Consider the following 21649-nt stretch of genomic DNA (forward strand, 5'->3'; position numbering starts at 1 on the left):
TTTATATTGGCAGGCAAAGCCTCAGAAGCGGAAGCCGAGCGTCATCGAGATATAATGACGCGTCTGTTTGGTATCGTACAGGCCGCTGTAAGTCTTCATCTCGCCGCCGTTCTGGTATTTGCTGAAGAAAAGCTCGTAGGGCGTCTGTTTCTCGGTCACGTTCTGGTAGGCCACGTCCAGCACCGTATTACGCCCGAGGTTGATCCCGAGGCCGCCCGTAATGTAGTAGCTCTCGTAGACGCTCGGCGAATTGTAATACTGCTGCCTGTCCTTGAACATCGAATCGGTGTAACCGCCGCCCAGGCGCACGGCAAAGATCGGCAGGGGACGCACTTCGACGCCTGCCCGCAGGGTATTCGTACCTTTGTAATTATTCTTGAACTCGGCCTTGTACGCTTCGGGGTGGAAATCGGCGCCTTCGGGCACGTTCTTCACACGGATGCCGTTGTACCACTCGCGTTCATAGTCGACCGACACGATGGCGAAGTTGCCGAACGTGTACGAAGCGCCGAACAACAGCCGCGAAGGCGACACGAAATCCCAGCTGTTGCCGCCGATATCGTCCTGCCGCGGCGTAGAATCGAAATTATACTGGTCGTCTTCCGTTTTATTATTGATCAGGTGCGATTCGATGTCGGCACGGTAACTGCGGTCGAGCCAGTAGTAGGTCGGCGTATGGAACGCCACACCCACACGCAGGCCGGCCACGGGGCGCACGATGACACCCAGTTTGAAATCCACGCCGCTGCCGTCGATCTTCGATTCCTGATAGAGGCTCATGTAATCGAGCTGCGCATTGAGCGGAGTGCCGTTCTTGTCGACCGCATTCGCAGAATTTCCGGCGGCATCGAAATAACCGTACTCTTCCTGATAGGTCATGCCCACCTTCTTGTAGACGCTGCGTATGCCGATCGTGGCTCCGACATAGACGATATTGTTGAAATTGGCCCCCATCGAAACGGCGAATTCGTTGATCGAGCCCTGGCTCACGACATCCATCGAGTGCCGTACCGAAGCGTTGCGGCCGATGCAGTCGGGCACCCACTGCCCGCCGACGTCGCTGATCAGGTAGCCGTTATAGCCGAGGATGGCCGGCCAGTACCAGGGATTATAATTGTAGCCCAGATTACCGTCCTTATCCGGGAAAATCCCGTCCTGCCCGAGCTGCTGCCCGAAGACATCGGCGATGGTCGGCATCAGCTGGTCGGGCTTCGAAGGGTCGTAACGCGACTCCGAGAAGAACGAATAGCGGGTATTGAAATCCGCGATACGGTTCATGCCGATACCGAGCGTAAGGCTCGTGAGCGGGCTGGCCGGACTCTCGAAAACATTGAGCGCCACACCGACGTTGGCAAAAGCGAAGCGGGTCTTGTTATTGCCCACCCACGACGGCGCGCCCTGCGTTTGGCCATGGGCGACCGACAGCAGCGGCGTGAGTGAGAACTCGTTGCGGCGGAACATACCCAACCCGGCCGGATTGATCGACATCGACGAAAGGTCGGCGCCCAGCGAAGTGAAAGCCCCGCCCATCCCCATCACGCGCGCCGTACCGAACGGATGCGACCGGGAAAGCGCGGCGAAATCGGTGGACATCATCAGGTCATTGTTGTACGTCAGGCCCCCGAATTCGAGGTTCTGAGCCTGCAACGGCGCTGCGGCCACACAGGCCGCAAGCCATATCATGATCTTACGTTTCATAGACTATCTCTGTTTTATCGTTGACTAACGCCCGCCGTAACCGCGGCTTCCACCCGACGAACTGCCGCCGCGCGACCCGCCGCCACCGCTGTAACCGCCCCCCGACGAACCGCCGCGCGACCCGCCGAAGCTGCTGCCGCTGTTGTAACTGCTGCTGCTGCGCGACCCGCTGTCGTAGGACGAACGCCCCGAGTTGCTGTTGTTGCGGTTGTTATTCCACGAGTTGTTGTTCCAGGAGTTATTGTTGTTATTGCGGTTGCTGCCGCCGTTGTAAACCGAACTGTTGCGGTTATTGCGTCCGCCGCTCTGGTAATACGTCCTGCCGCTGCCCGAGTTGCCCCCGCGCGAAGTGGTCGTACCGTTCCTGTAACCCGAATTGGCGGTTCCGCGGTACCGGCTTCCGGAAGCCACGCTCCCCGGCACGTAGCGCGAAGGGCGCCCGCCGCCGTCGAGGCGGTAATTATGCGGCCTGTATGCCCAGTGGTGTCCGCCGTGCCATCCGGGCCCCCAGCCCGGCCCCCACCACGGGTCATACCAGGGATTGTACCAGCCGTTGAAGCCGAAGCTCCAGCCCCAGCTACCGAACGAGAACGACGGGCCCCACGCACCCCAGTAGGGACGTGTCCAGCCGTAATACCACGGGTCAACGTAAACCGATCCGCCCCATGTCCCGAACATCGAAGTGATGTACTTGGGTTCCACCCAGACCTGGTCACCGGAAATGATGATGTTGTAGAATGCCGGGTCGTAGGCCGTAGCATAGGTGAAACTGCCGCCATAGCGGAAGTTATAGTAACTCGACGGCATCCTGTATGTCGGCGATTCGAAGCCCCGCAGGCGCCGTGCATAGGCGCTTTCGTACGTATCGGCTACGATATCCTCGTAGGGGTTCGAATTGTATTCGTAATATTGGTTCTCCGCAGCGGCGGCCTGCGCCTCCGCGATACGCGCCTCCCATTCGGCCCGGCGGGCCTCGGCGGCGGCCTTTTCGGCTTCGGCCTTCGCCTGTTGTTTCCGGGCGATGGCAGTCTTATCGTGCAGCGAATACAAATCGTCGTTGGCGTATCCCGACGATGCGTAGTAGGCCGACGAACAGCCGGCCAGCCCCGCAGCCAGGACAAGGGTTCCGATTAAAATTTTCAACTTTTTCATAGCGCACAGTGTGTTTGCGTTAGTTCCTCTTACATTAGTAAACGAAAACCGTACCGAATTTAGTATCGTTTCTCATCTATATAAACGGACAGGCGGGGCCGATACTGCATTCCTCCTCCAGATACAAAGATAGGAATTATTTGGGAAAAGCACGAAAAGAGCCGGATATAGCCGCTTTTTCCCTACCGGAAGAAAAAATTTTCGCACGAAAATGCCGAGAAACAAAAAATATGTCTATATTTGCAGTCCCAAACGGAAGGTTTTTCCGTGCGGAATATACTGGAGAGATGCCGGAGTGGTCGATCGGGCCGCACTCGAAATGCGGTGTACGGGCAACTGTACCGGGGGTTCGAATCCCTCTCTCTCCGCAGTAAAGATTGATTATCAATCAATTACAGAAAAAGCGCACAGTTTTACGCACACAAACGTAAAAACTGTGCGCTTTTTACCATTACCACACTAATAAACCGAATTCAGATTTAATTTTTCAGAATATAGGCTGATTGTGAGAATAATGTACTATATTTGTATATACTAAGGGAAATATATCCGCGCTATGACAACAAAAGAATTAGCATTTGAGTATTTAATGGATTGTTTTATTGATTGGTATAAATCAATAAAAAATGACAATTCATTTCATTATTCATTTACAAAGCTCAAAGTAATCAAATTATTGTTTTTTGCATCAGCAGTAAATGCCAATAACGAAGATCATAATTTATTAGGAACGTTTAATAAGTTTGTAGCTATGCCCTTTGGCCCTGTTGAGAGCGATATCTACAATAAGATGAATCAATCAGCTATAGGAAAATATTGCATATCAGATAAAGAGCTAAAGATTCAAGAAGTTTCAACAGAAAACAACGAGGATAAATTATCTCCGACAATAATTGAACAAATTAATGAATCTGTTGATGCACTAAGGAAGATTAATAATCGACTTGTATTGTATTCTGCATTTGATTTAGTAGACTTATCTCACAAATGGAGTTGTTGGCGTACAACTTATAGTTATGCTCGTCAAATAAACAAGGGGAGCATTTCTATTCCGGATAATTTGATTATAAATAGCGATAAATATTTTATCATATAAATAATGAGCTTGTTCATTAAACAGGCACGAGAATTATATATTTCAACTTTTTCAGCTGCCAACCTAAAAAAATATAGTGAGGAAGATATTAATATTCAGCTAGAAGGTAGTGCCCGTATAGATGAATATTACAAATCTGTATTTATTCTTCTTTCAAAGGCAGTTTTATCCGGAGAGTATATATTTGATCCGAACTATAGAAAAGCTTTGGATGCTTTTGAAGCCGATATTGCTATGGAAATAGGCAATATCGATACTTATTTTACTCAACGGTTTTCAGATCTAAGTTTGGGGCTCAAATGTATCCTAAAACACTATGTAGGGTTTCTAATTAATATCGAAGATAAAATTAAGAATTCTGACGAAGAATTCTTCTTTAGCGCATTTAAATCGGATGATAAGAATATAAATAATGAATTCTTATCCGATTTTATATCAATTGTTCTTAAATTAGCCTCAATTGATCATTTCCTAATCGCCGATAATGACAACCGAGAAATACTCGTCATACTTCGGGAAGAATTAGAAAACCGCAAAAAAGTAGAAAACAAAGATCTTAAAGACATTTATTCAGCTCTATTAGATAAATGCAATTTATTACTTGTTAAAATGTTCTATGATCCGATTATCGGAAGGAACTATAGTTTGAATTTTAAAAAGCATTCTGTTGATGAAATTGAGTTTTCAGAAAGTTCTCTCAAGGAAACCTTCAACAGATATAATTTCATGTTTAATTCAAGTTTCGATAAAGGATTATACAAAGAACAGATTACGAAATATCAAGAAAAATGTATTAGCAGGCACTCCAAAGCATCTGAATTGATATTGCTTATGAAGCACTATCAGAAAGATAATTGTTCTTCTAGACAGGTTAAGAACTTGCTACAATCATTTGATGCCCTTTACAAATCAATATATGCAACTAAGATCAAGAGAAAATTTGATATAGTCGCGCTTAATTCTATTAAGAATTATTTATATAATTGCAAGTTATCTATAAATTTAGAGAACCCAGAGTATACTATTGAAAACTTAAAAACGGACTTATTAGAAATTAATGACATTCAAAACGAAACGAGAATTTATAACTACTTTCCATATTATAAAGCATTAACTTTTTTAAGCAAAAGAACGGAGAATACATTTGCAACCAAAAGCAATAGAGATTCAATCCAAGAACTCTTGCTTTTTTTCGATGAGCTACTTGAAAAATTCAAGCACAACCTAAAATGGTGTTACCGAAATAGATACTATCCGTTTCAGTTGATTTCAAATGAATGTGTGGTTCAATATAAAGATACCGATATTTCTTTATTTATTGCATCATCTTTCTGTAGGCCAATAAATTACAATCGGCTCAATTCCAAATTACAAGACTTAGAATTGAAACGAAAATTTTATGATAGCCAAAATGAACTATCAAAAGAGAGAGAAACCATCATTCAAATCCAAGATAGAATAAGCAAAAAAGAGAATAAGACATTTGAATATATGGGCATCTTTATGGCAATTATTACTTTCTTGTTTGCTAGCATCCCAGTATTCTCATCCAAAACATTATCCACCCAAGAAGCTTTGTGGAATATCGGAATATTAGGGACAATTCTCATTATATTTCTTCTAATTTTAAAGGTATTTCAATTGCTTTCTGACCGTAATATAAAATGGATAGCCATTGTAATGCTCATTCTTATGTTGCTTGGAATAATTGGATATGCCATATCCAAAATTAGTTGATTTGAAATATGCTCGAACTAAGTGTCGTTTAATCAAATTAAAAAATAATTTGACGGAATTTGAATCCATCTATACCACCCCCTCGTTTTGAAATATCGGATAATTCATTTTCATTAATCGCAAAATCATATTTGACAAAACTATTATATATCAAATCATTAAATTGTATCATCACACGACGATAACGATAAAAAATCTTAATATTTCTTGATTTTTTTAATGATATCGCTTGTATTTTTATATCAAAAAACGTCGTAAGTGTCTGTTCAATGAGCCCACGATATTGATATTTCGTAAGACCATATGGATTATTTGAAGTTTTGTTGCGATAATTAATTATTGTGTCCTCTGTATTAAATGCAAAGGGCGAAATATCAATTATAAGCAACCCCATCTTATTACAATAATTTAAAAAATCCAATTTATTGTAAACATTTAAACCGATTACACGTTCTAAATCTTTCTTCTGAAAAAACTGTGTATTTTTCGTTTCGGGATTGTAGATATAGCTTTTATCCTTACCCCATAAAGGGGCTTCGGCTATCATTAGGTATTTGACCTCTTTTATACACTCCAGATTCCGAAACCACATTTCGTTAATCTCGTGAAAAGCTTTTTCCAAATAGAGGTTGTCCCTTTCGAAATGGTCAATTATTCCATTCTCGGAATAGAAGTCGTGTAGTATCTGCTTGCAGCGGCTGTAATCCATATTGGCTTGGTCTTTCCTTGTAATTGGAGTCGAACCGCACCAATAAAAAAGGCGCAGGTCTAATCCTATCTGCAGAAGGTACGACCAAGCACCCTGAATAGAATAAGAAAAGCCCGCGCCAAGCGAAGGCGTTTCCATCTATTATCGTCTATTCAGTTGCCTTAAAAAATTGGTCGTTTTTCTGCGAGCAACAATAGCGTAACGCTATGTAATTGCAAAGATAGTGAAAATTCCGACAGATAAAAGCCCAGTCCTTCAACTGTATTCGCAGGACATCGCGCGCGCGTCAGCGCTGCGCGCGACAATTCCACGTACAGATTATGGTCTTTATGCACCTTTTATCAAACCCTATTCCGAAAAGATATCATACCCCATGCGAAATGGCCATTTTCTTTCATTATAGGACAACAAAACACTTCAACCCAAAGAAATCCATTACCTGACCATTAAAAATGCGCATTTATGGCCTATTCAATGAAAGAATGAAAATTAAATCTATTATCGACAGGCTCATATTTTTAACCTTTCTCACAATTCTTCCCAAAAGTCAGCCACTGTTTCCAATCCATACCGACGGGTATAATAAAAGAATGTGCGAATGGTTACCTGATTCGCGCAGTTCCCTTTCGAAAGGCCGCTAAATAACCTATCCGTTTCGACATAGCTGTATCGGGGATGGAAGTTGCTGACCCGATGAAATAACTCTCGACCGAAATCCCCGAAGGCGTTATGCAACGCATAGCCTATCCGTAGCCAATTTGCATAACCTGCGGTAATATCTACCTTTTTCTGCTCGATTATCTGGATATACTTGAGCACCTCTTTCAGCGGTTCGTCTTCGCTGTCCGTTCCGGATAGAGTTGCGTTCCCGGTAATGTCCCCGTCCGCCAATCCCTCGTATATTTCCGCCTCTTGGTTGATATACGGCTCCGGGTCATAAGACACGAATCGTTTTCGGGAGACATCACAGCAGGACGGATCTATGGTAATCCCCATCGCAGAAAACTCGGTCTGCAAACTCCGGAAATGCAACAGTAGCTTGTTAGGCTGCGCTATGGGGACAATCGCATAGTATCCTTCACCGCCGGCAGACCGTCCGCAAAATGCAACATAGGGCAGTCTACCGAGCTGATCTTTCAACCTATCATACCCCTCGACCTGCAGATTATCTTTCCTATCGATGTCAATACAAATCAGTCCGGTGAGTTTCAGCAACGTGTTTGCCGCCCCGCCCCGAAACAAACCGGACGGGGTGAATGCAGGCAGTCTAGTTTTCAACTCTTTTTTCTTCCTTGCGTCTGATTCTGTCCGGACAGCCAGAACACGGGATTTGTAGCGATTTGTGGTCAAGAGATCGATTAGGGTCGCTCTTACCGGGAATTTTGTATAGATGTGCTCGTAGTAGCTGACAGCTACATCCAGTCTGTTTTTCATACCGATAACTTTTAATACTTCGGCACAAGGTTGGGCCGAATGGTTAAGAAGGTTAATTTTATGAAGATTTAGAATGAAATTTATTCCTCATCGGAGTTATGTTTCTTCAAATACGCAACATTACCCACGTTTATCGTCGAAACCTGAATGCCGTATGATTTAAGCCGCTTGATGAAATTGGGCTTGGTCAAATGGTAAAACCCGTTTTCCTGACAATAGCATTTATATTCGATATATAAATCGACAATTTTTGTTTTCACATTGACATCCGATTTATACCTTTCGTCGTTGAGGAACTGTCTCAAACTGTCGGACTGCAATCTGTAATCTTCAACGGCTCTACGCGCAGCAATACATTCGGTAAATCCATTCTGTTTCAGAAGTCTTGCAAGTCCGCGAAGCACCCAATTGAATACTCCGGCAAGCTCGTTTTCGATAATCCGGCTATGTAAGTCCTTAATCTGTTCTTCGGGCGGAATCGTTACATCGAACGGGACAATCAGAAACCGACGGAAATAAGCATCCGTAAACTCGTTACCTCTCGGAAGTTCATTACAGTTAAAAACAAGCCGGGCATACTGCGTAAGATGAAACGGCTTGCCATAGGGCAACCGGGCCGACACAGGCTCACCGGAAACAAGTTGTTTAAATATGGACGATTCCAATTTGCCATTGATTTCACTCGCATAGTTCACCAGTTTATTCGCTAACTGCGCCCGGTAATATCCACTCCCATCGGTCAAATCCTGCAACGAATGGCAGATGACATTTTCAGCGCCGAGCAGCGCGTTTACAATTTCGAAGAACACAGACTTACCGTTCGCGCCACCGCCGTAGAGCATCAATGCCTTTTCCTCTTTCAGAATCGTATTGCCCGTCTTTATAAAGAGGTAGCCGATGTATTCGGCCAGCACCTTTCGGGCGGATTCGTCCGGCTGTACTTTGGACAGGTATTTGTCGAATAGAGGAGCCGCCGCATCTGGATTGTATTCAAAAGGGAGCTGATGCGTCAGAAAATCGTCCTTGCAGAATTTCCGCAGTTTCCCCTGACCGTTTCGAATCTCATACGTTCCGTTCAGAAGGTTTATAAGCACCACATTGGAATTGGCCGCCGGGCTTTGCAAATAGGACTGCATCATAAACTGTTCGAACAGCTTCTTCCCGAATTGGTAGTATTTGGACGATACGATAGGAACGCCCATCCGCTCCGAGGCTTTCAACAGAAATTTCTGGAAGGCATCGACATCGAGCCTCGACCAGAACATCCCGTTATACAGGTATATTTCGTTCTGATTGCGGCACAGCCCCCAATCGTTTTTCTCGGCCAACCTCGCAATTTCCTCAATGGTGAAAATCACGTAGTGTTTCTCATTGACTTTCATTTTCAACAGTTTCTTCTGAATGCTCTGCGCCACATCGCTGTCAGGGGCGCATCCGGCAAGCTGTTTTTGGAGCAGCTTCGCTTCGGGGTAAGCCAAATTCTTGAAATTGACAGGAGTTACCTGTTTCACCAAGGTATTCAGTATATCCTGTTGTAGTTCTGCATAATTAATCGTTCCCATACTTATTCCCTTCCTAACGCTTTAAGTACCTTTTCGGCATCGAATACGATTTTCTTCCCTGCCTGCGAGTAGCATCCCCGCAAACGAGGATCGTGCTTAATCTTATTCGCAGTAGTGCGCGAACAGCCGAGTAGTTCGCACAACCCACGCAGACCATAGACCAATCGAGGCTCCTTCACCTCGGCGGAATCAACTCTTGGGGGCGCAGCTAACCGTTGGAGTTCCAAAAGTTCCTCCCCGTTCATCTGCCACACCGGTTTCTTTAATAGTTGGTGTATCATTGTATAATTTTTTTTAATTTTTGCATCGCTGTATCTGGCCAGTATACTGCTCTGCGGAAACAAAACTACACAATGATAAATCTTGAATCAACTGATTCAAAACAAACTACCCACCCATCTTCCAATGGGCGGGTAGCGAGCAAGCGTCTGAAAATAAAGCATTTACACCGAGTGAGTATTTATGCTTTTCGCTATCTCTTCCAAGATTCCATAATCTTTTGTCGGTTCGCTTTTCTTTGGATTAGATAACACTCCAACAGGTTTATTATTAATTAAAAAAAGTCCCCCGGTATCTCGTTTCTTTTTTCGGGGAACAGAGGTTACCCCTAAAAGTAGTATGATTAATTCACCGATAGCTTGCTTGCTTCTATTCCAGCGTAGCGGCTTGAAATCTTTTGGATACAGACCGCCGCCGAACACATAGTTAAAATGCGTTTGATTCGTTTTCTCCGGCAGGAAGTGCCCGTCTTTAGTTAGTTTCCCATATAAATATTGACATTGGGCAGGATCTAATTCTAACAAATGCGGTGGTATTCCTGCATTTGTTGAAATACTTTCATCGGAACGACCTTTCACGAACTCCTCAATCAGCTCCATCTCTTTTTTCACATATCGCTCGTATTTAATTATTTCCATCTGAATAGCTGACGATGTTTTAATTCGTTTCTTCTCTCCGTTCGGATAGGTGTCCGATAACCATTGCGCGATAATTTGAAGTTCATTCTTCAACCACCCATAATAGAGTACGGATTTCTCCAGATCGCCAGCTTCCACCCGATTTATAGTTCGTTCTGCAATATATTCTTGCTCCGCCTTATCGTACATTTTCAGACGGTGTGCTTTCAAAAGCTCAAAATTATGAGTTGGATTTATCGGAGCATCCGGATTCATCGCTTTAATAAAATCATAAACAGGTATTTGCTGTTCGTTATCCCTGATGAAATAAATTTTATCATCCATATCCTAACTATTTCTCATTAAACAATTTCATCGCCTCGGCTTTTGCCGAATCCGCAATGGCTATATAGGGCTTCATCGCTTTATAGTCGCTGTGCCCCGTCCATTTCATCACCACTTGCGGGGGTATGCCCATCATAATTGCATTGCTTATAAATGTCCGCCGCCCCGTATGTGTACCCATCAGTTCGTATTTCGGATAAACCTCATCGACCCGTTCGTTCCCTACATAATAGGTAACCGTTTCGGGTTGATCCAGACCGCACAATTGGCCGAGTTCCTTGATATAATCGTTCATCTTTTGATTCGATATTACGGGCAATGCCTTATTATCCTCAAACGGAACCCCGTCGTATTTATCGAGTATTGCTTGACTGTATTTATTCAGGTCGATTGTAAGGCTGTCCGCTGTTTTTACCGTTGTAATATGAAGTGCCCCATTTTTGATATCAAACCGTTTCAGATTATAGACATCCGAATAACGCAGCGAAGTGAAACAACAAAAGCAGAACACATCCCGAACCCGATCCAAATATTTCTTACTCTCCGGTATCGAAAAGTTGTAAACGGTCATCAGTTCATCCCAAGTGAGGAAAATGATACGTTTCTCGGTCGTTTTCAATTTGGGCTTAAAGGAGAGGTAAGCCATATTCTTGTGGTAACCATTGTTCGCAGACCATTTCAGAAACCATTTTAAGAACCCCAACTGCTTTCCTATCGTGCTGTTGCGAAGCCCTTTTTCGTCCCGAAGATGAGTAATGAAATCCGCAAGCCCCTTTTCCGTCAGATCGTCGAACGACAAGTTTGGCGAGAAGATATACAGATGATTCCGCAGGGCGATGTATTTTTCATACGTGCCGTGCGTCCACCCGTTTATATTTCCTATCTCCTTAATGAACTCGTCGAAGACATCGAACAGCGTTTTTTCACGTATCTCCCCCACCTCATCCAGTTTGTTTTTGTTGGTGCTGATATTTTGCTGAATCAGCTCCTTGGTAACCTTCAGTTTTTCAGTCAGGCATTTATTCTCGAAATCAATACTCTGCTGAACGATATTATTGAGGTGGGAATTGATGACGTTGTACGTTATTCCCTTCGCATTGGACGCCCCCTGCCTGACCTTCTGCTTGGAACTGTCCCATTTCGCAGGGTTGATACTGTACCCCACGGACGTAAGAAGCCTTATTCCGCCGATGGCTATGGAAACACGTATCGGGAAATCCCCGTGTTTATCGCCTCTGCTGTTCAGATAAAAGTTTACCGCCATATTCTACACGAAATAGTTACGCACAAATATAAGCACACTTTCCCGTAAAACACGATAAACTACAAAAAATTATTCTGAACAATGCAAATGCAAATCGTTTTAATACAGTACTATTTATCAATTAATCCAAATCAATGTGAATTATGGGTTATGAAGCCTCTCTCTCCGCCAAAGCACGACGAATAAAACAGCAAAACCCTGCAAATTAAACATTTGCGGGGTTTCGTGCATTTAGACCAGAGGCATTGAAAAGCAATGTAGCGCAGGTCGGCTGCGGTCTGTCCGCCGCACCTGATTAGGCGATGAATACCCAACTATCTCCCATCCTCCACCCGTCTCTGCTATATTTTTTATCATATTATAATACAACCCGTTGAACCTAAGCGTTAAGAATTCATCCATTTCTGGCAAATCATTTGCACGCACGAGCCATAGCCGCGCCTTTTGAGTACCATCCTCTTCAAGGCGGACACCGGACGTATCAATTTCATCCGGGCACTTTCGGGACAATAAAAAGATATGGTAATGAATAAAATTTATTTCATGCTGGCAATCCTGCTGGCATCGGTAAATTCATCCCTGGCCCAGAAATGGGCCGTCAAGAGCAACTTGCTCTACGATGCCACCGCTACGATCAACCTGGGTGTCGAAGCGGCGCTCGGCCCCCGCGTAACGCTGGACATATCGGGCAACTACAATCCGTGGGAGTTCGGCGACGCCCGGTGGAAACATTGGCTGATACAACCCGAAGTACGCTACTGGCTTTGCGAGAGCTTCAACGGCCACTTTTTCGGATTGCACGCCCATTACGCCGAATACAATGCGGGAGGGATCAATTTCAACGCCGATTTCCACCGCAACCGCTATCAGGGGCACCTCTACGGTGCGGGTTTATCCTACGGTTATCAGTGGCTGATCGGCAAGCGGTGGAACCTCGAAGCCACAGTCGGCCTGGGGTACGCCCGTTTGTGGGATCGGAAATATCCGATCGCCGAATGCGGCGAAGTGATCCGCACCCGCTCACGCAACTATTTCGGGCCGACCAAAATCGGCCTGGCACTCATCTTTATCATCAAATAATACAGCAGGATATGAAACGCCATACAAAGCAACGCATAACCGGCTTACTGGCCGTATGCCTGACCTTCACCGCGGCAGTCTACGGTCGCGAGGGGAATCCGGCCGCTTACAGGGAGGGCGACCGGCTTTGCGTAAGGCTCCCGATCACCGCCGGCATCGACCTCCCGGCCAACGGACAGCTGACCGTCACGCCGGTCGTCAGCAACGGCGAAAACCAAATACTTCTGGCTCCCGTCGTTTTCACGGGACGCATCCGGGAGAAAGTCGACGAACGCCGGGAACGGCTTTACGGCATACCGGCTGTTCCCGAAGGCGTTTTCAGCAATACGGTCATCCGCCGCAGCCGGAAAAATCCGTCGGCAAATGCGGTTCTTTTCGAAGGTGATATTCCTTACGAGCCGTGGATGGCGGGCGGACGAATCGTCCTTTACCGCGACCTGGAGGGATGTGCCGGACACCGGACGGCCCTTCCGCCGCTGGTCGCCGCCGAGATCGCCCCTGCCGTACAACCACGGCTGTCGTTCCTCGTTCCCGTAGACGAACCCAAACGACACAGCGAACAGCTCACGGCTGTCATACACTTCCCGCAGGGCCGTTCGGTGCTGTTGCGCGGGTTCGCCGACAATAGCAGCCAACTGGCGCGTATCGACAGCCTGACTGCACGGTTGCTGGGAAACGACAGCCTTTCGGTAGAGACCGTCTACCTGAAAGGATATGCCTCGCCCGAGGACACCTATCCCTATAACACCCGTCTTTCCGCAAACCGCGTACGGTCGATCCGCAACTACCTGCAAGAGAACTTCGGACTGGACAGCGCGGTCTTCATCACCGCGACCGAGCCGGAGGACTGGGACAGCCTGCGGCGTTGGGTCGTCCTGTCCGACCTGCCCGCAAGGAACGAGGTGCTGGCCGTGATCGACACCGTGTCCGATCCCGATGCCCGCGATGCCGGCATCCGGCAAATCGACAACGGCGCAACCTACCTCCGGCTGCTGCGTGAAGTTTATCCGCAGCTGCGGCGCGTGGATTACCGCATCAGTTATACCCTGCCCCCGTTCACCGTGGGACAGAGCCGCGAACTGATCGCTTCCCGTCCCGAATGGCTGAGCCTGGGCGAAATGTGCCGGCTGGCGGAATGCTATCCCGTCGACTCACCCGAAAGAGCCTATGTCTGTGCAACCGCGCTGGAGTTTTACCCCGACGATCCGTACGCCTGCAACAACATGGCGGCACTGGCCCTGCGCTGCGGCGACATACAAACGGCCCGTCAATGCCTGAACCGCTGCGCCGGGGATCCCTGCACACTGAACAACCTCGGCATCCTGTGCCTGATCGACGGCGATTCGGAGAAGGCGCGCTACTGCTTCTCGCTCGCCGCGGAATACGGCTCCGGGGAGGGGACATACAACCTGGCGCATTTCGACGAATTGGGTTGCAAATGGTAAAAACGACTTCTCATTCCAAATACTGTAAAAAAAATAAAACCATGAAAAAAATCTACAACTTGCTCTTATTTACGGTTCTTGCCGCCGGCCTCGCAGCTTGCTCCAGCGACGAAGAGAAAACGGATGTTGCCGGCCCTGCCGCCGGGAACCTGCAAATCATCATGCGGACACCCCAGGCGGCGGCAGGCCGCGGGCCGGTCTACCGCACCGGGGACTTCCGGATCCTGGCATTCAAAAAAACCGGCACGGACTATGTCTATATGCAGGACATTCCGCTCGCCGGCATGAATTTCGACGGCACGGCGCTCACCGGCACGGTTCAGTTTCCCGCCGGCGACTACAAGTTCCTGCCCTCCTACGGGCTGGTAACGCCGGGCAACTACACGTGGCCGGACTTCACGGACGCCACCCTCTCCGATGCACTCTACGTAACCCATACCGGGGAGAATTTCCCGGCGGCGTTCATGCTCAACACACCGCTCGATGCGGTTCCCGCCTACACGGTGTCCCTCGACGGCCCGAAACAGACGGTAAGCGCCACGCTCCGCCGCGCCGTTTCGCGCGTGGACGTGCTCTTCATCCGCGCAGAGAAGGATGCCGCAACGGGCGTCTATACCGAAAAGCCGGGCGCTGACGTTTTCGGCCCCGAGAAACTGGCCGGGGTGAACCTGGCCTATACCGGCGCCAACAGCCGTCTGGGACTTTCGGGCGAGAAAGTGTCCGGTCTTTCCGACGTGTCCCACACGATCGGCACCCCTGCGGACGTGGTCACGATAGGCACGGGCGAATCGACGGTCGTCGGTGCCGACAAATATGATTTCGAGAACGTACAGCCCGCCGACATCATCTCCGGTTCCGCGCATCTGAAAGGCACCTACCTGATCCCCAATCCCGACAATACGGCCACGACCGGATTTTCGATGCAGCTCACCTCGGGCGAAGGATCGGCACGCACCATCGCCCTGCGGGACAAAATACCCGTCGAACGCAACAAGGCGACACTGATCCGGATTTACGTATTGGGCGAAAACGTCTTCACCACGGGTGTCGATTTCGAAGTCGAGGTCGATACCGTCTGGGACGGATCGAACTTCGTGGACGGGGAAATCGACTGACAAAAGCCAGGGAGACAGAATCATGAATAATCGGATTCATACGACCATCATCCTGGCAGCAGCCGCTTTCGCAGCCTGTTCGGGGTCGGAGCGAGCAGATATCGCTCCGGTCACGGAGACCTCGCGGATCATGCTGGTGCGCGAAGGGGCCGCGGATGTCTCAGTTTACGCCTTTCGCCGGGAGGGAGCGGTTTTCCTTTTCGACACGCTGTTTCGCGAAGGATGGACACCCGACGGCAAACTGTCGGTGCGCCTGCCGAACGGGCACTACAAATTCCTGTTCGCCAGCGGAGCGGCCGACCGGATCGCCCTGCAACCCGCCCCGTTAACGCGGCAAACTTCATGGGAAGAGGCGGCCTTCGTCTTGCGTGAAAACGCAGCCGTGCCCGGAACCTGTTTCCCGGCCGATGAACTGTTCCTGCAATATCCCGCATCCGGTGCCAATACGGTCTACACGATCGACGGCGCGGCACAAACGGTTCGCGCCCGGCTCACGCGCGCTGTCTGCCGAATCGCCGTCATTGTCAAGCGGGGCTACCACGACGGCACGCGATATGTCGAGGTTCCCTATGCCAAACCGCAATCCGTGCTCGGCCAGATCGGGCGCATCGAACTCTCGGCCGACCACACGGGCCAGCGCGTGAATCCCGACGGAAGCAGCGGAACGGCCACGGTGACGGCGACACTCGCGGCGGCGGATTATGCAGAACTTACCGACGCGGGATTTGTCCGGTTCGAAGGGCCCTTCGTCATTCCGCCCGCCGACGTCGGGGAGATAGGCCTGGACATCTCGGTCGTACCCGCGGCGGGAGCCGCCCTGCAACCGGCGCAGCTGCGCCTGACGGGTAAAGCCGAACGTAACAGGCAACTCGAAATTACGCTCTGGATCACGTCGGATTACCCCGTTATCGGAGTAGAAATACAAACGGCCCCGATCACCGAGGAACAGGACGGCGATACGGGCATTTGGGAATAAAAGATTGAACGTGATGAAAAGAAAATACCTATATCGAATTTTCGGAATGCTGTTTTTGCCTGCCCTCTCCGCAGCCTGCGGGCTGGAGGCGCAGGAGGAGATCTTTCCCGGCAATAAGTTCCGCTACACCGAACTTCGCCTGGAGGGCACGCTTCCCGTATCGGGATACCCAACCCCGCTCTACCTTTTCCGCCGGGCGGCGCGAACGCAGGACGGATATGTTTTCGACCGCAGTTACACTTCGGTCGCCGACGGTGAGACACTGAAACTTCCGCTCGCCGAGCTGAAAGCCTACGACTACCGTTTTCTGATGGTCGCCCAGCCCGGCGACGCGCAACGGCTGTCGCTGTCCACAGCGGCCGGGACACAGTTCGTCCCGGGGGTCGCATGGGAAGACCTGCGGCTGGGATGCGCCTCGGGGGCGGCTGCGCCGGACGGTTACAGCGGCTATACAGACTTGAGCGGCGAAGCTATTCTCCTCGACGGCAAAATCCGCCTCACGCTGACACGCGTCGCAGGGCAGGTGCTCTTCGACATCTACCGCACGGGAAGCTCGCTCTCGCAGCCCGAAAGCATCCTATCGCCCGATGTGGAGTCGGTGATCGACCGGATCGCACGGATCGAAATCTCCTATGAGAATCCGACCACCGAACTGCGGTTCGATGAAAACGGGACACTGGTTCCCGCAGCGTATGCTTCGGAACCGCTGGTGCAAAGCATTCTGCCACAGATGACGGATTTCAAGGTTCCACTCCCCCAGACGGACAAGGGACTCGGCATATACGACGACGGGGTGCGCGGCAGCCTGCGCATGAAAGGAGCTTTCCTGCTGCCGTCCGATTCGAAACTGCGGGTGAAACTGCTCTTCACATACTACGACACGACGCCTGCCTGCGGCAACGGCCACACGGATGTCCATTCCGCAGCCTGTTTCCCGCAGCGGCAGCTGACCCTCGCCCTTCCGGCGGCCGATGCCGCGACGGGGCTTCCGGTGGCTGCAAATTGCTTCACGGTCAACCGGGCGGGACTGCACTGCGACCGGATCATCGACATTCCGGTCAGAGGGGGCATCGAAACGAATTTCGACTGGTTGTGAAACGGCAAAAACGTACGATTATGAGAAAGCTTTCAGTCTTATTCGTAATGGCGGCCTTCCTGACGGGCGGCTGCTCGGAAGGGGAACCCTTCGGGCACCCGTCCGCGGAGAGGGAAAAACGCGTCGAAGTCTCGTTCCGGCTGGAAGCCGTCGGCACGGACGTCTCGCTCGTACCCATGACGCGCGCCACCTCCTACACGCAGTGGTTCAGGAACACGGCCCGGCTGCTGATCCTGAAAAAGGCGGACACCCGCTGGATCGTGGACACGACGCAAACCGTCCTGCTCGACGCACAGTCGGGGCCATGGGCCGAACTGAAGATCGCCGGGGATCTTCCGCCGTGCCCGTTCAATCTCGAACTGCGGCCGGGCGATTACCGGATCGTAGCCGTAATCAACTGGGGGTCGGCCGACTGGAACAACGATCTGGTTCCGGGGAAAGTCGTCTCCGATGAGACCGACGGCTCGCTGCGCACGCCGCCGCTGCTTACCTACACGATCTCGACGCACTGGATGAACAACGGTTACCGGCAGCTGAGCCGCGAAGTTTTTGTTGCCGTGGCCGATTTCCCGGTGCCCAAAAGCGGCGATCTCCATTCGGCAGGCGTTCCGCCGGTAACCCTGCGGGCCGAACGGCGTGTGGCGAAGTTCCGCGTGCTGCTCAAAGACAAACCTTCGCCCGTCAACGGTTTTTCGTTCGACATGACAGCCCATACCGTCCAGATGCTTCTCACGTCCAAGACCGAACCTTTTGCCGAAGGCATCGACGCACTCGGAGGAATGTATTACGGCGATCCCGCACTCTATGAACTGCCGTGTTGCATGTCGACGATGGGAGATTTCCATTCCTCGGGTACGGAGCGCTACCAGATGTGCCAAACCAATTCGACGGTCTTTTCGCCCTTCGTCTTCGCCGACCCGGCCTCGGAACTGCCTATCGGGATCGTGGATATCGACATTTCCGGCGCCAGCGGCGGATATACGTATAAAACCGACCAGACGTTCGCACGCACGCTCACCGCAAGCAAAATCTCCGGCATCGTTTTCGAAACCACCGACACCTATGACGACTCCTCGTCGCAAATCCGGATCGATGTCGTCGAGGCGACGGACGACGCGGGAAACCCCGAAAATGCGGCGGCGCTCTTCGACTCCTTTTTCGAGTGGAACGCCTCGCCCTACTAAAATTACGAAGTCATGAAAAAATCACTTTACATACCGTTCGCGTTCCTGTGCCTGCTGTCGGCAATGTCGTGCATCGAAGAGAAACTCGACCCGTGTCCACCCCAGGGAGGAGAAGTTACGGTCGCACTCCGGGTCGAGAAATTCCAGGCCCGGCCGCCCTACCGTCCGTCGGATTTCGAACAGGAATTCGGGAAACGCATCCATTCGCTCGACTACCTGCTCTATGCCGACGGGCAGCTGATCGGGCAAGGCCGCGCGGACGACCTACAGACCGCTGCCGGCGGGGACTGCCTCTTCCGCATGGGCACGCTTCCGTTCGGAACGTACCGGCTGGCGTTCGTGGCCAACGCTGCGGCGCGCATGATGACGGGGACGACCGATGCTCCGGAGGCACGTTACATCGTTTACCAGGGAGAAAAGAACGGTGACGACCATTTCCGCGCCGACGTGCCGTTCGAAGTGACCTGCCCCTGCCGCAATGAATTCGAAGCCGTCCTTCAGCGCGTACACGGCATAACCCGCTTCCGGTTCGAGAATATTCCCGCCCAAATCGCCTCCGTCGAGGTGGTGCTCGACAACGTCGGCCAGCGTATGCCGCTCTGCGGGGAACCCGACCAGGGGTGCGAGGTTTCCAAACGCGTCACCGCAGCGCAGCTGAGGGCACGCGCCGCCGGGTCGTTCACGCTCGGCACGTTCTGCACGCTGCCGGGCGAAAGGACATCGTGGCGGCTCAGACTCTACGGCGAGGACGACGCACCGCTCTACGACCGGGTAGTCACCGACACCCTGCGGATCGAATGCAACCAGTTGATCGACCTTACGGCACGTTTTGAAGAGGGCGATTTCCGGGGAGAAATCGAGTTCTCGGTCGACGTCGACACGACATGGGACGGAGCCAACGAAGGCGGGGGCGAAATCATACGATGACGGGGAGCAGATCCCCAGCCTGCCCGCCCATCCCGTGCGGACGGGCGCTGTCCTTACCCCGGGAAAGGCACGGGCGGTACGTTCTCCGACGGCCGCGGACGGAATGCCGGGGCGCGGCGCTCCTGCGGCGGATTTTATTTCAACAGGCAGCCGTTCAGCAGCTCGATCCTCCCGGGCACATCCGCTTCCTTCATCCGCCGGATCAGGGCGACCAGCTGCATGGAATCGATCTCCAGCCCCATCGTGCGCAGATAAACCGCCTTTACGCCCTTCGATTCGTAAAGGCGGTCGAACCGCCAGAACCAGGCCGGCCGTATGAGCTGCGGCTTGTAGTTGCTCTCGAGCAGCAACCGCACCCAGTATTGTCCCCGGAAATAGAAATCGTCCGCGTAAAGGATGGCCTCCCATTCGATCTGCCCGCGGATCGTGAACATCTCGGTGATGCCGTCTTCGGTAAGGACGATATAGGGTCGGCGGTCGTACAGCGAGCCGATACCGTACAACAGGGTAAAACCCGCCGTCGCCACGAAACACCATCCCAGAACGACATCGCGGACACAGTACAGGATAAGGCCGCCGGCAATCCCCGCAAGGAACCCGGCGACGGTGATACACACTGCCTTTTTCCTGGATTTATGCACTATCATCTTCATCCTCAACCTGATTTTTCATTTCGGGATCGTGCAAATTCTTCTCCAAAGGCATAGAATTTGAAAGCCGGGATAAGAAAAAAACCGTGCATTATGCGCCGATGTTAAAAACCGGATGGCAAAAGAGGAAACACAAATAACAAATGTATAATTAAAAAACAGCCGAAAAATGTTAAATTACGAAATCTGGGGAAACAGCGTCCAGACATGGATCGTCTCCCTACTCATCATAGCAGGAGCGTTTATCGTCGTGAAACTGCTGTCCCTGCTGGGCAGGAAGGTTATAAAACCCTTTATCGGGCGCACAAGCAACCGGGTGGACGACATCATATACTATTCCCTGGAGTCGCCCCTGAAATTCGCCGTGATGCTGCTGGGCATCTGGATCGCCATCCATCGGCTGGTCTACCCGGATCATCTGGTAAAATACGTCGACAATGCCTACAGCATACTGATCATACTCGACATCACCTGGGTTCTGGCCCGCCTCTCCACGGCCCTGCTCCAGCAATATTGGGGGCAGCGGTCGGACGGCCATGCGCTGAAAATGATGCCGGTAGTCAGGCGGACGATCCTGGTTCTGATCTGGATCGTCGGTCTGGTAACAGCCCTGAGCAATGTAGGGGTCGACATCAATGCGTTATGGGGCACGCTGGGCATCGGCGGTATCGCCTTCGCCCTGGCGGCGCAGGATACCGTGAAGAATATCTTCGGCGCGTTCACCATCTTCACGGACAAGCCCTTCGGCATCGGCGACACGATCAACGTGAACGGCTTCGAAGGGACGGTGGTCGACGTGGGCATGCGCAGTACGCGAATCATGGGTTACGACCGGCGCATCACCAGTTATCCGAATTACAAAATTACGGACGCCTCGATCGTCAACATCTCGTCGGAACCGATGCGCCGCGCCATGGTTAAGGTGGGGCTGACCTACGACACCGGCGCAGACAAGATGAACGAGGCGCTGGATATTTTGAGGGGCCTCCCGGCGAAGGTAAAGAACGTTTCCGAAAATCCGTCGGACATAACGGCCTACTTTTCGGACTACACCGATTCGGCGCTGGTCATCACATTTTACTATTACATCGAAAAACAGGGGGATATTCTGAAAGTGACCTCGGACATGAACCTGGCCATACTGGCCGCCTTCAACAAGGCCGGGCTCAATTTCGCCTTCCCGACACGCACGCTGCTCGTGCAACGGGGCGGGGAGGACGCCGGATCCGGAGACGAATCCGTCCCCGGAAACGCCCCGCAAACGCCCAATTCATAAAATACGA

19 protein-coding genes and 1 tRNA gene are annotated in these 21649 nt (G+C 50.7%); 11 read left to right on the top strand and 9 right to left on the bottom strand.

Going from position 1 to position 21649, the window contains the following annotated elements; genetic code table 11:
• Window positions 1-21: 21 nt before the first annotated feature.
• A complete protein-coding gene (locus NQ559_RS04875) occupies window positions 22-1698 on the bottom strand; it encodes an OmpP1/FadL family transporter (protein ID WP_018696399.1) in 1677 nt (558 codons plus the stop codon).
• Between the two features lie 24 nt (window positions 1699-1722).
• Window positions 1723-2850, bottom strand: a complete 1128-nt coding sequence (locus NQ559_RS04880) for a hypothetical protein (RefSeq protein WP_018696400.1) — start codon at window positions 2848-2850, stop codon at window positions 1723-1725.
• 281 nt (window positions 2851-3131) lie between these two features.
• On the opposite strand from NQ559_RS04880, the gene NQ559_RS04885 reads away from it, so the two are divergent.
• The 3 genes from NQ559_RS04885 to NQ559_RS04895 all read left to right on the top strand — a co-directional run bounded on the left by NQ559_RS04885 (window position 3132) and on the right by NQ559_RS04895 (window position 5683).
• Window positions 3132-3218 (top strand) — tRNA-Ser (locus NQ559_RS04885).
• Between the two features lie 188 nt (window positions 3219-3406).
• Window positions 3407-3946 (top strand): Panacea domain-containing protein, encoded by a 540-nt coding sequence (locus NQ559_RS04890; protein ID WP_083923869.1) that lies wholly within the window; start codon window positions 3407-3409, stop codon window positions 3944-3946.
• A gap of 3 nt (window positions 3947-3949) precedes the next feature.
• Entirely contained in the window at window positions 3950-5683 is a 1734-nt protein-coding gene (locus NQ559_RS04895) for a hypothetical protein (RefSeq protein ID WP_018696402.1), read from the top strand.
• Window positions 5684-5720: 37 nt separating this feature from the next.
• Here the strand turns inward: NQ559_RS04895 and NQ559_RS04900 are convergent, their stop codons facing one another.
• The 6 genes from NQ559_RS04900 to NQ559_RS04925 all read right to left on the bottom strand — a co-directional run bounded on the left by NQ559_RS04900 (window position 5721) and on the right by NQ559_RS04925 (window position 11893).
• Entirely contained in the window at window positions 5721-6530 is an 810-nt protein-coding gene (locus tag NQ559_RS04900) for a hypothetical protein (protein ID WP_018696403.1), read from the bottom strand.
• A gap of 390 nt (window positions 6531-6920) precedes the next feature.
• Window positions 6921-7826, bottom strand: coding sequence for a BT4734/BF3469 family protein (locus tag NQ559_RS04905; protein ID WP_018696404.1), 906 nt, complete (start codon window positions 7824-7826; stop codon window positions 6921-6923).
• Between the two features lie 80 nt (window positions 7827-7906).
• Entirely contained in the window at window positions 7907-9388 is a 1482-nt protein-coding gene (locus NQ559_RS04910; RefSeq protein ID WP_018696405.1) for a DNA primase family protein, read from the bottom strand.
• A 2-nt stretch (window positions 9389-9390) separates the two neighbouring features.
• Entirely contained in the window at window positions 9391-9669 is a 279-nt protein-coding gene (locus tag NQ559_RS04915) for a DUF3853 family protein (protein ID WP_018696406.1), read from the bottom strand.
• Window positions 9670-9831: 162 nt separating this feature from the next.
• Window positions 9832-10629, bottom strand: a complete 798-nt coding sequence (locus tag NQ559_RS04920) for a hypothetical protein (protein ID WP_018696407.1) — start codon at window positions 10627-10629, stop codon at window positions 9832-9834.
• A gap of 7 nt (window positions 10630-10636) precedes the next feature.
• Complete coding sequence (locus NQ559_RS04925) at window positions 10637-11893, bottom strand: site-specific integrase (protein ID WP_018696408.1); 1257 nt, start codon at window positions 11891-11893, stop codon at window positions 10637-10639.
• 525 nt (window positions 11894-12418) lie between these two features.
• On the opposite strand from NQ559_RS04925, the gene NQ559_RS04930 reads away from it, so the two are divergent.
• The 7 genes from NQ559_RS04930 to NQ559_RS04960 are packed head-to-tail and all read left to right on the top strand — an operon-like array spanning window position 12419 to window position 19716.
• Window positions 12419-12973, top strand: a complete 555-nt coding sequence (locus tag NQ559_RS04930; RefSeq protein ID WP_018696409.1) for a DUF3575 domain-containing protein — start codon at window positions 12419-12421, stop codon at window positions 12971-12973.
• An 11-nt stretch (window positions 12974-12984) separates the two neighbouring features.
• Window positions 12985-14418, top strand: a complete 1434-nt coding sequence (locus tag NQ559_RS04935; protein WP_018696410.1) for an OmpA family protein — start codon at window positions 12985-12987, stop codon at window positions 14416-14418.
• 41 nt (window positions 14419-14459) lie between these two features.
• Complete coding sequence (locus tag NQ559_RS04940) at window positions 14460-15533, top strand: hypothetical protein (RefSeq protein ID WP_018696411.1); 1074 nt, start codon at window positions 14460-14462, stop codon at window positions 15531-15533.
• A gap of 22 nt (window positions 15534-15555) precedes the next feature.
• The gene (locus NQ559_RS04945; RefSeq protein ID WP_018696412.1) at window positions 15556-16509 is read left to right on the top strand and encodes a FimB/Mfa2 family fimbrial subunit; all 954 of its coding nucleotides are present in this window, start codon (window positions 15556-15558) and stop codon (window positions 16507-16509) included.
• A 46-nt stretch (window positions 16510-16555) separates the two neighbouring features.
• Window positions 16556-17605, top strand: coding sequence for a DUF5031 domain-containing protein (locus NQ559_RS04950; protein ID WP_018696413.1), 1050 nt, complete (start codon window positions 16556-16558; stop codon window positions 17603-17605).
• Between the two features lie 20 nt (window positions 17606-17625).
• Window positions 17626-18789, top strand: a complete 1164-nt coding sequence (locus tag NQ559_RS04955) for a hypothetical protein (protein ID WP_033395257.1) — start codon at window positions 17626-17628, stop codon at window positions 18787-18789.
• 12 nt (window positions 18790-18801) lie between these two features.
• On the top strand, window positions 18802-19716 hold the full coding sequence (locus NQ559_RS04960) for a FimB/Mfa2 family fimbrial subunit (protein ID WP_018696415.1): 915 nt from the start codon (window positions 18802-18804) through the stop codon (window positions 19714-19716).
• 134 nt (window positions 19717-19850) lie between these two features.
• On the opposite strand, the gene NQ559_RS04965 is transcribed toward NQ559_RS04960, so the two are convergent.
• Complete coding sequence (locus NQ559_RS04965) at window positions 19851-20369, bottom strand: STM3941 family protein (RefSeq protein WP_018696416.1); 519 nt, start codon at window positions 20367-20369, stop codon at window positions 19851-19853.
• 166 nt (window positions 20370-20535) lie between these two features.
• Here NQ559_RS04965 and NQ559_RS04970 point away from each other — a divergent pair, with 166 nt between their 5' ends.
• Entirely contained in the window at window positions 20536-21642 is a 1107-nt protein-coding gene (locus NQ559_RS04970; RefSeq protein ID WP_018696417.1) for a mechanosensitive ion channel family protein, read from the top strand.
• The last annotated feature ends 7 nt before the right edge of the window (window positions 21643-21649 follow it).

The organism is Alistipes onderdonkii (genome assembly GCF_025145285.1).
GTDB classification, from domain to species: Bacteria; Bacteroidota; Bacteroidia; order Bacteroidales; family Rikenellaceae; genus Alistipes; species Alistipes onderdonkii.

Coding starts and splice junctions, on each gene's coding strand:
- NQ559_RS04965 (WP_018696416.1), bottom strand. CDS start 20,369: ATGAAGATGATAGTGCATAAATCCAGGAAAAAGGCAGTGTGTATCACC.
- NQ559_RS04935 (WP_018696410.1), top strand. CDS start 12,985: ATGAAACGCCATACAAAGCAACGCATAACCGGCTTACTGGCCGTATGC.
- NQ559_RS04950 (WP_018696413.1), top strand. CDS start 16,556: ATGCTGTTTTTGCCTGCCCTCTCCGCAGCCTGCGGGCTGGAGGCGCAG.
- NQ559_RS04880 (WP_018696400.1), bottom strand. CDS start 2,850: ATGAAAAAGTTGAAAATTTTAATCGGAACCCTTGTCCTGGCTGCGGGG.
- NQ559_RS04905 (WP_018696404.1), bottom strand. CDS start 7,826: ATGAAAAACAGACTGGATGTAGCTGTCAGCTACTACGAGCACATCTAT.
- NQ559_RS04945 (WP_018696412.1), top strand. CDS start 15,556: ATGAATAATCGGATTCATACGACCATCATCCTGGCAGCAGCCGCTTTC.
- NQ559_RS04890 (WP_083923869.1), top strand. CDS start 3,407: ATGACAACAAAAGAATTAGCATTTGAGTATTTAATGGATTGTTTTATT.
- NQ559_RS04940 (WP_018696411.1), top strand. CDS start 14,460: ATGAAAAAAATCTACAACTTGCTCTTATTTACGGTTCTTGCCGCCGGC.
- NQ559_RS04915 (WP_018696406.1), bottom strand. CDS start 9,669: ATGATACACCAACTATTAAAGAAACCGGTGTGGCAGATGAACGGGGAG.
- NQ559_RS04960 (WP_018696415.1), top strand. CDS start 18,802: ATGAAAAAATCACTTTACATACCGTTCGCGTTCCTGTGCCTGCTGTCG.
- NQ559_RS04900 (WP_018696403.1), bottom strand. CDS start 6,530: ATGGAAACGCCTTCGCTTGGCGCGGGCTTTTCTTATTCTATTCAGGGT.
- NQ559_RS04920 (WP_018696407.1), bottom strand. CDS start 10,629: ATGGATGATAAAATTTATTTCATCAGGGATAACGAACAGCAAATACCT.
- NQ559_RS04925 (WP_018696408.1), bottom strand. CDS start 11,893: ATGGCGGTAAACTTTTATCTGAACAGCAGAGGCGATAAACACGGGGAT.
- NQ559_RS04970 (WP_018696417.1), top strand. CDS start 20,536: ATGTTAAATTACGAAATCTGGGGAAACAGCGTCCAGACATGGATCGTC.
- NQ559_RS04955 (WP_033395257.1), top strand. CDS start 17,626: ATGAGAAAGCTTTCAGTCTTATTCGTAATGGCGGCCTTCCTGACGGGC.
- NQ559_RS04895 (WP_018696402.1), top strand. CDS start 3,950: ATGAGCTTGTTCATTAAACAGGCACGAGAATTATATATTTCAACTTTT.
- NQ559_RS04930 (WP_018696409.1), top strand. CDS start 12,419: ATGAATAAAATTTATTTCATGCTGGCAATCCTGCTGGCATCGGTAAAT.
- NQ559_RS04910 (WP_018696405.1), bottom strand. CDS start 9,388: ATGGGAACGATTAATTATGCAGAACTACAACAGGATATACTGAATACC.
- NQ559_RS04875 (WP_018696399.1), bottom strand. CDS start 1,698: ATGAAACGTAAGATCATGATATGGCTTGCGGCCTGTGTGGCCGCAGCG.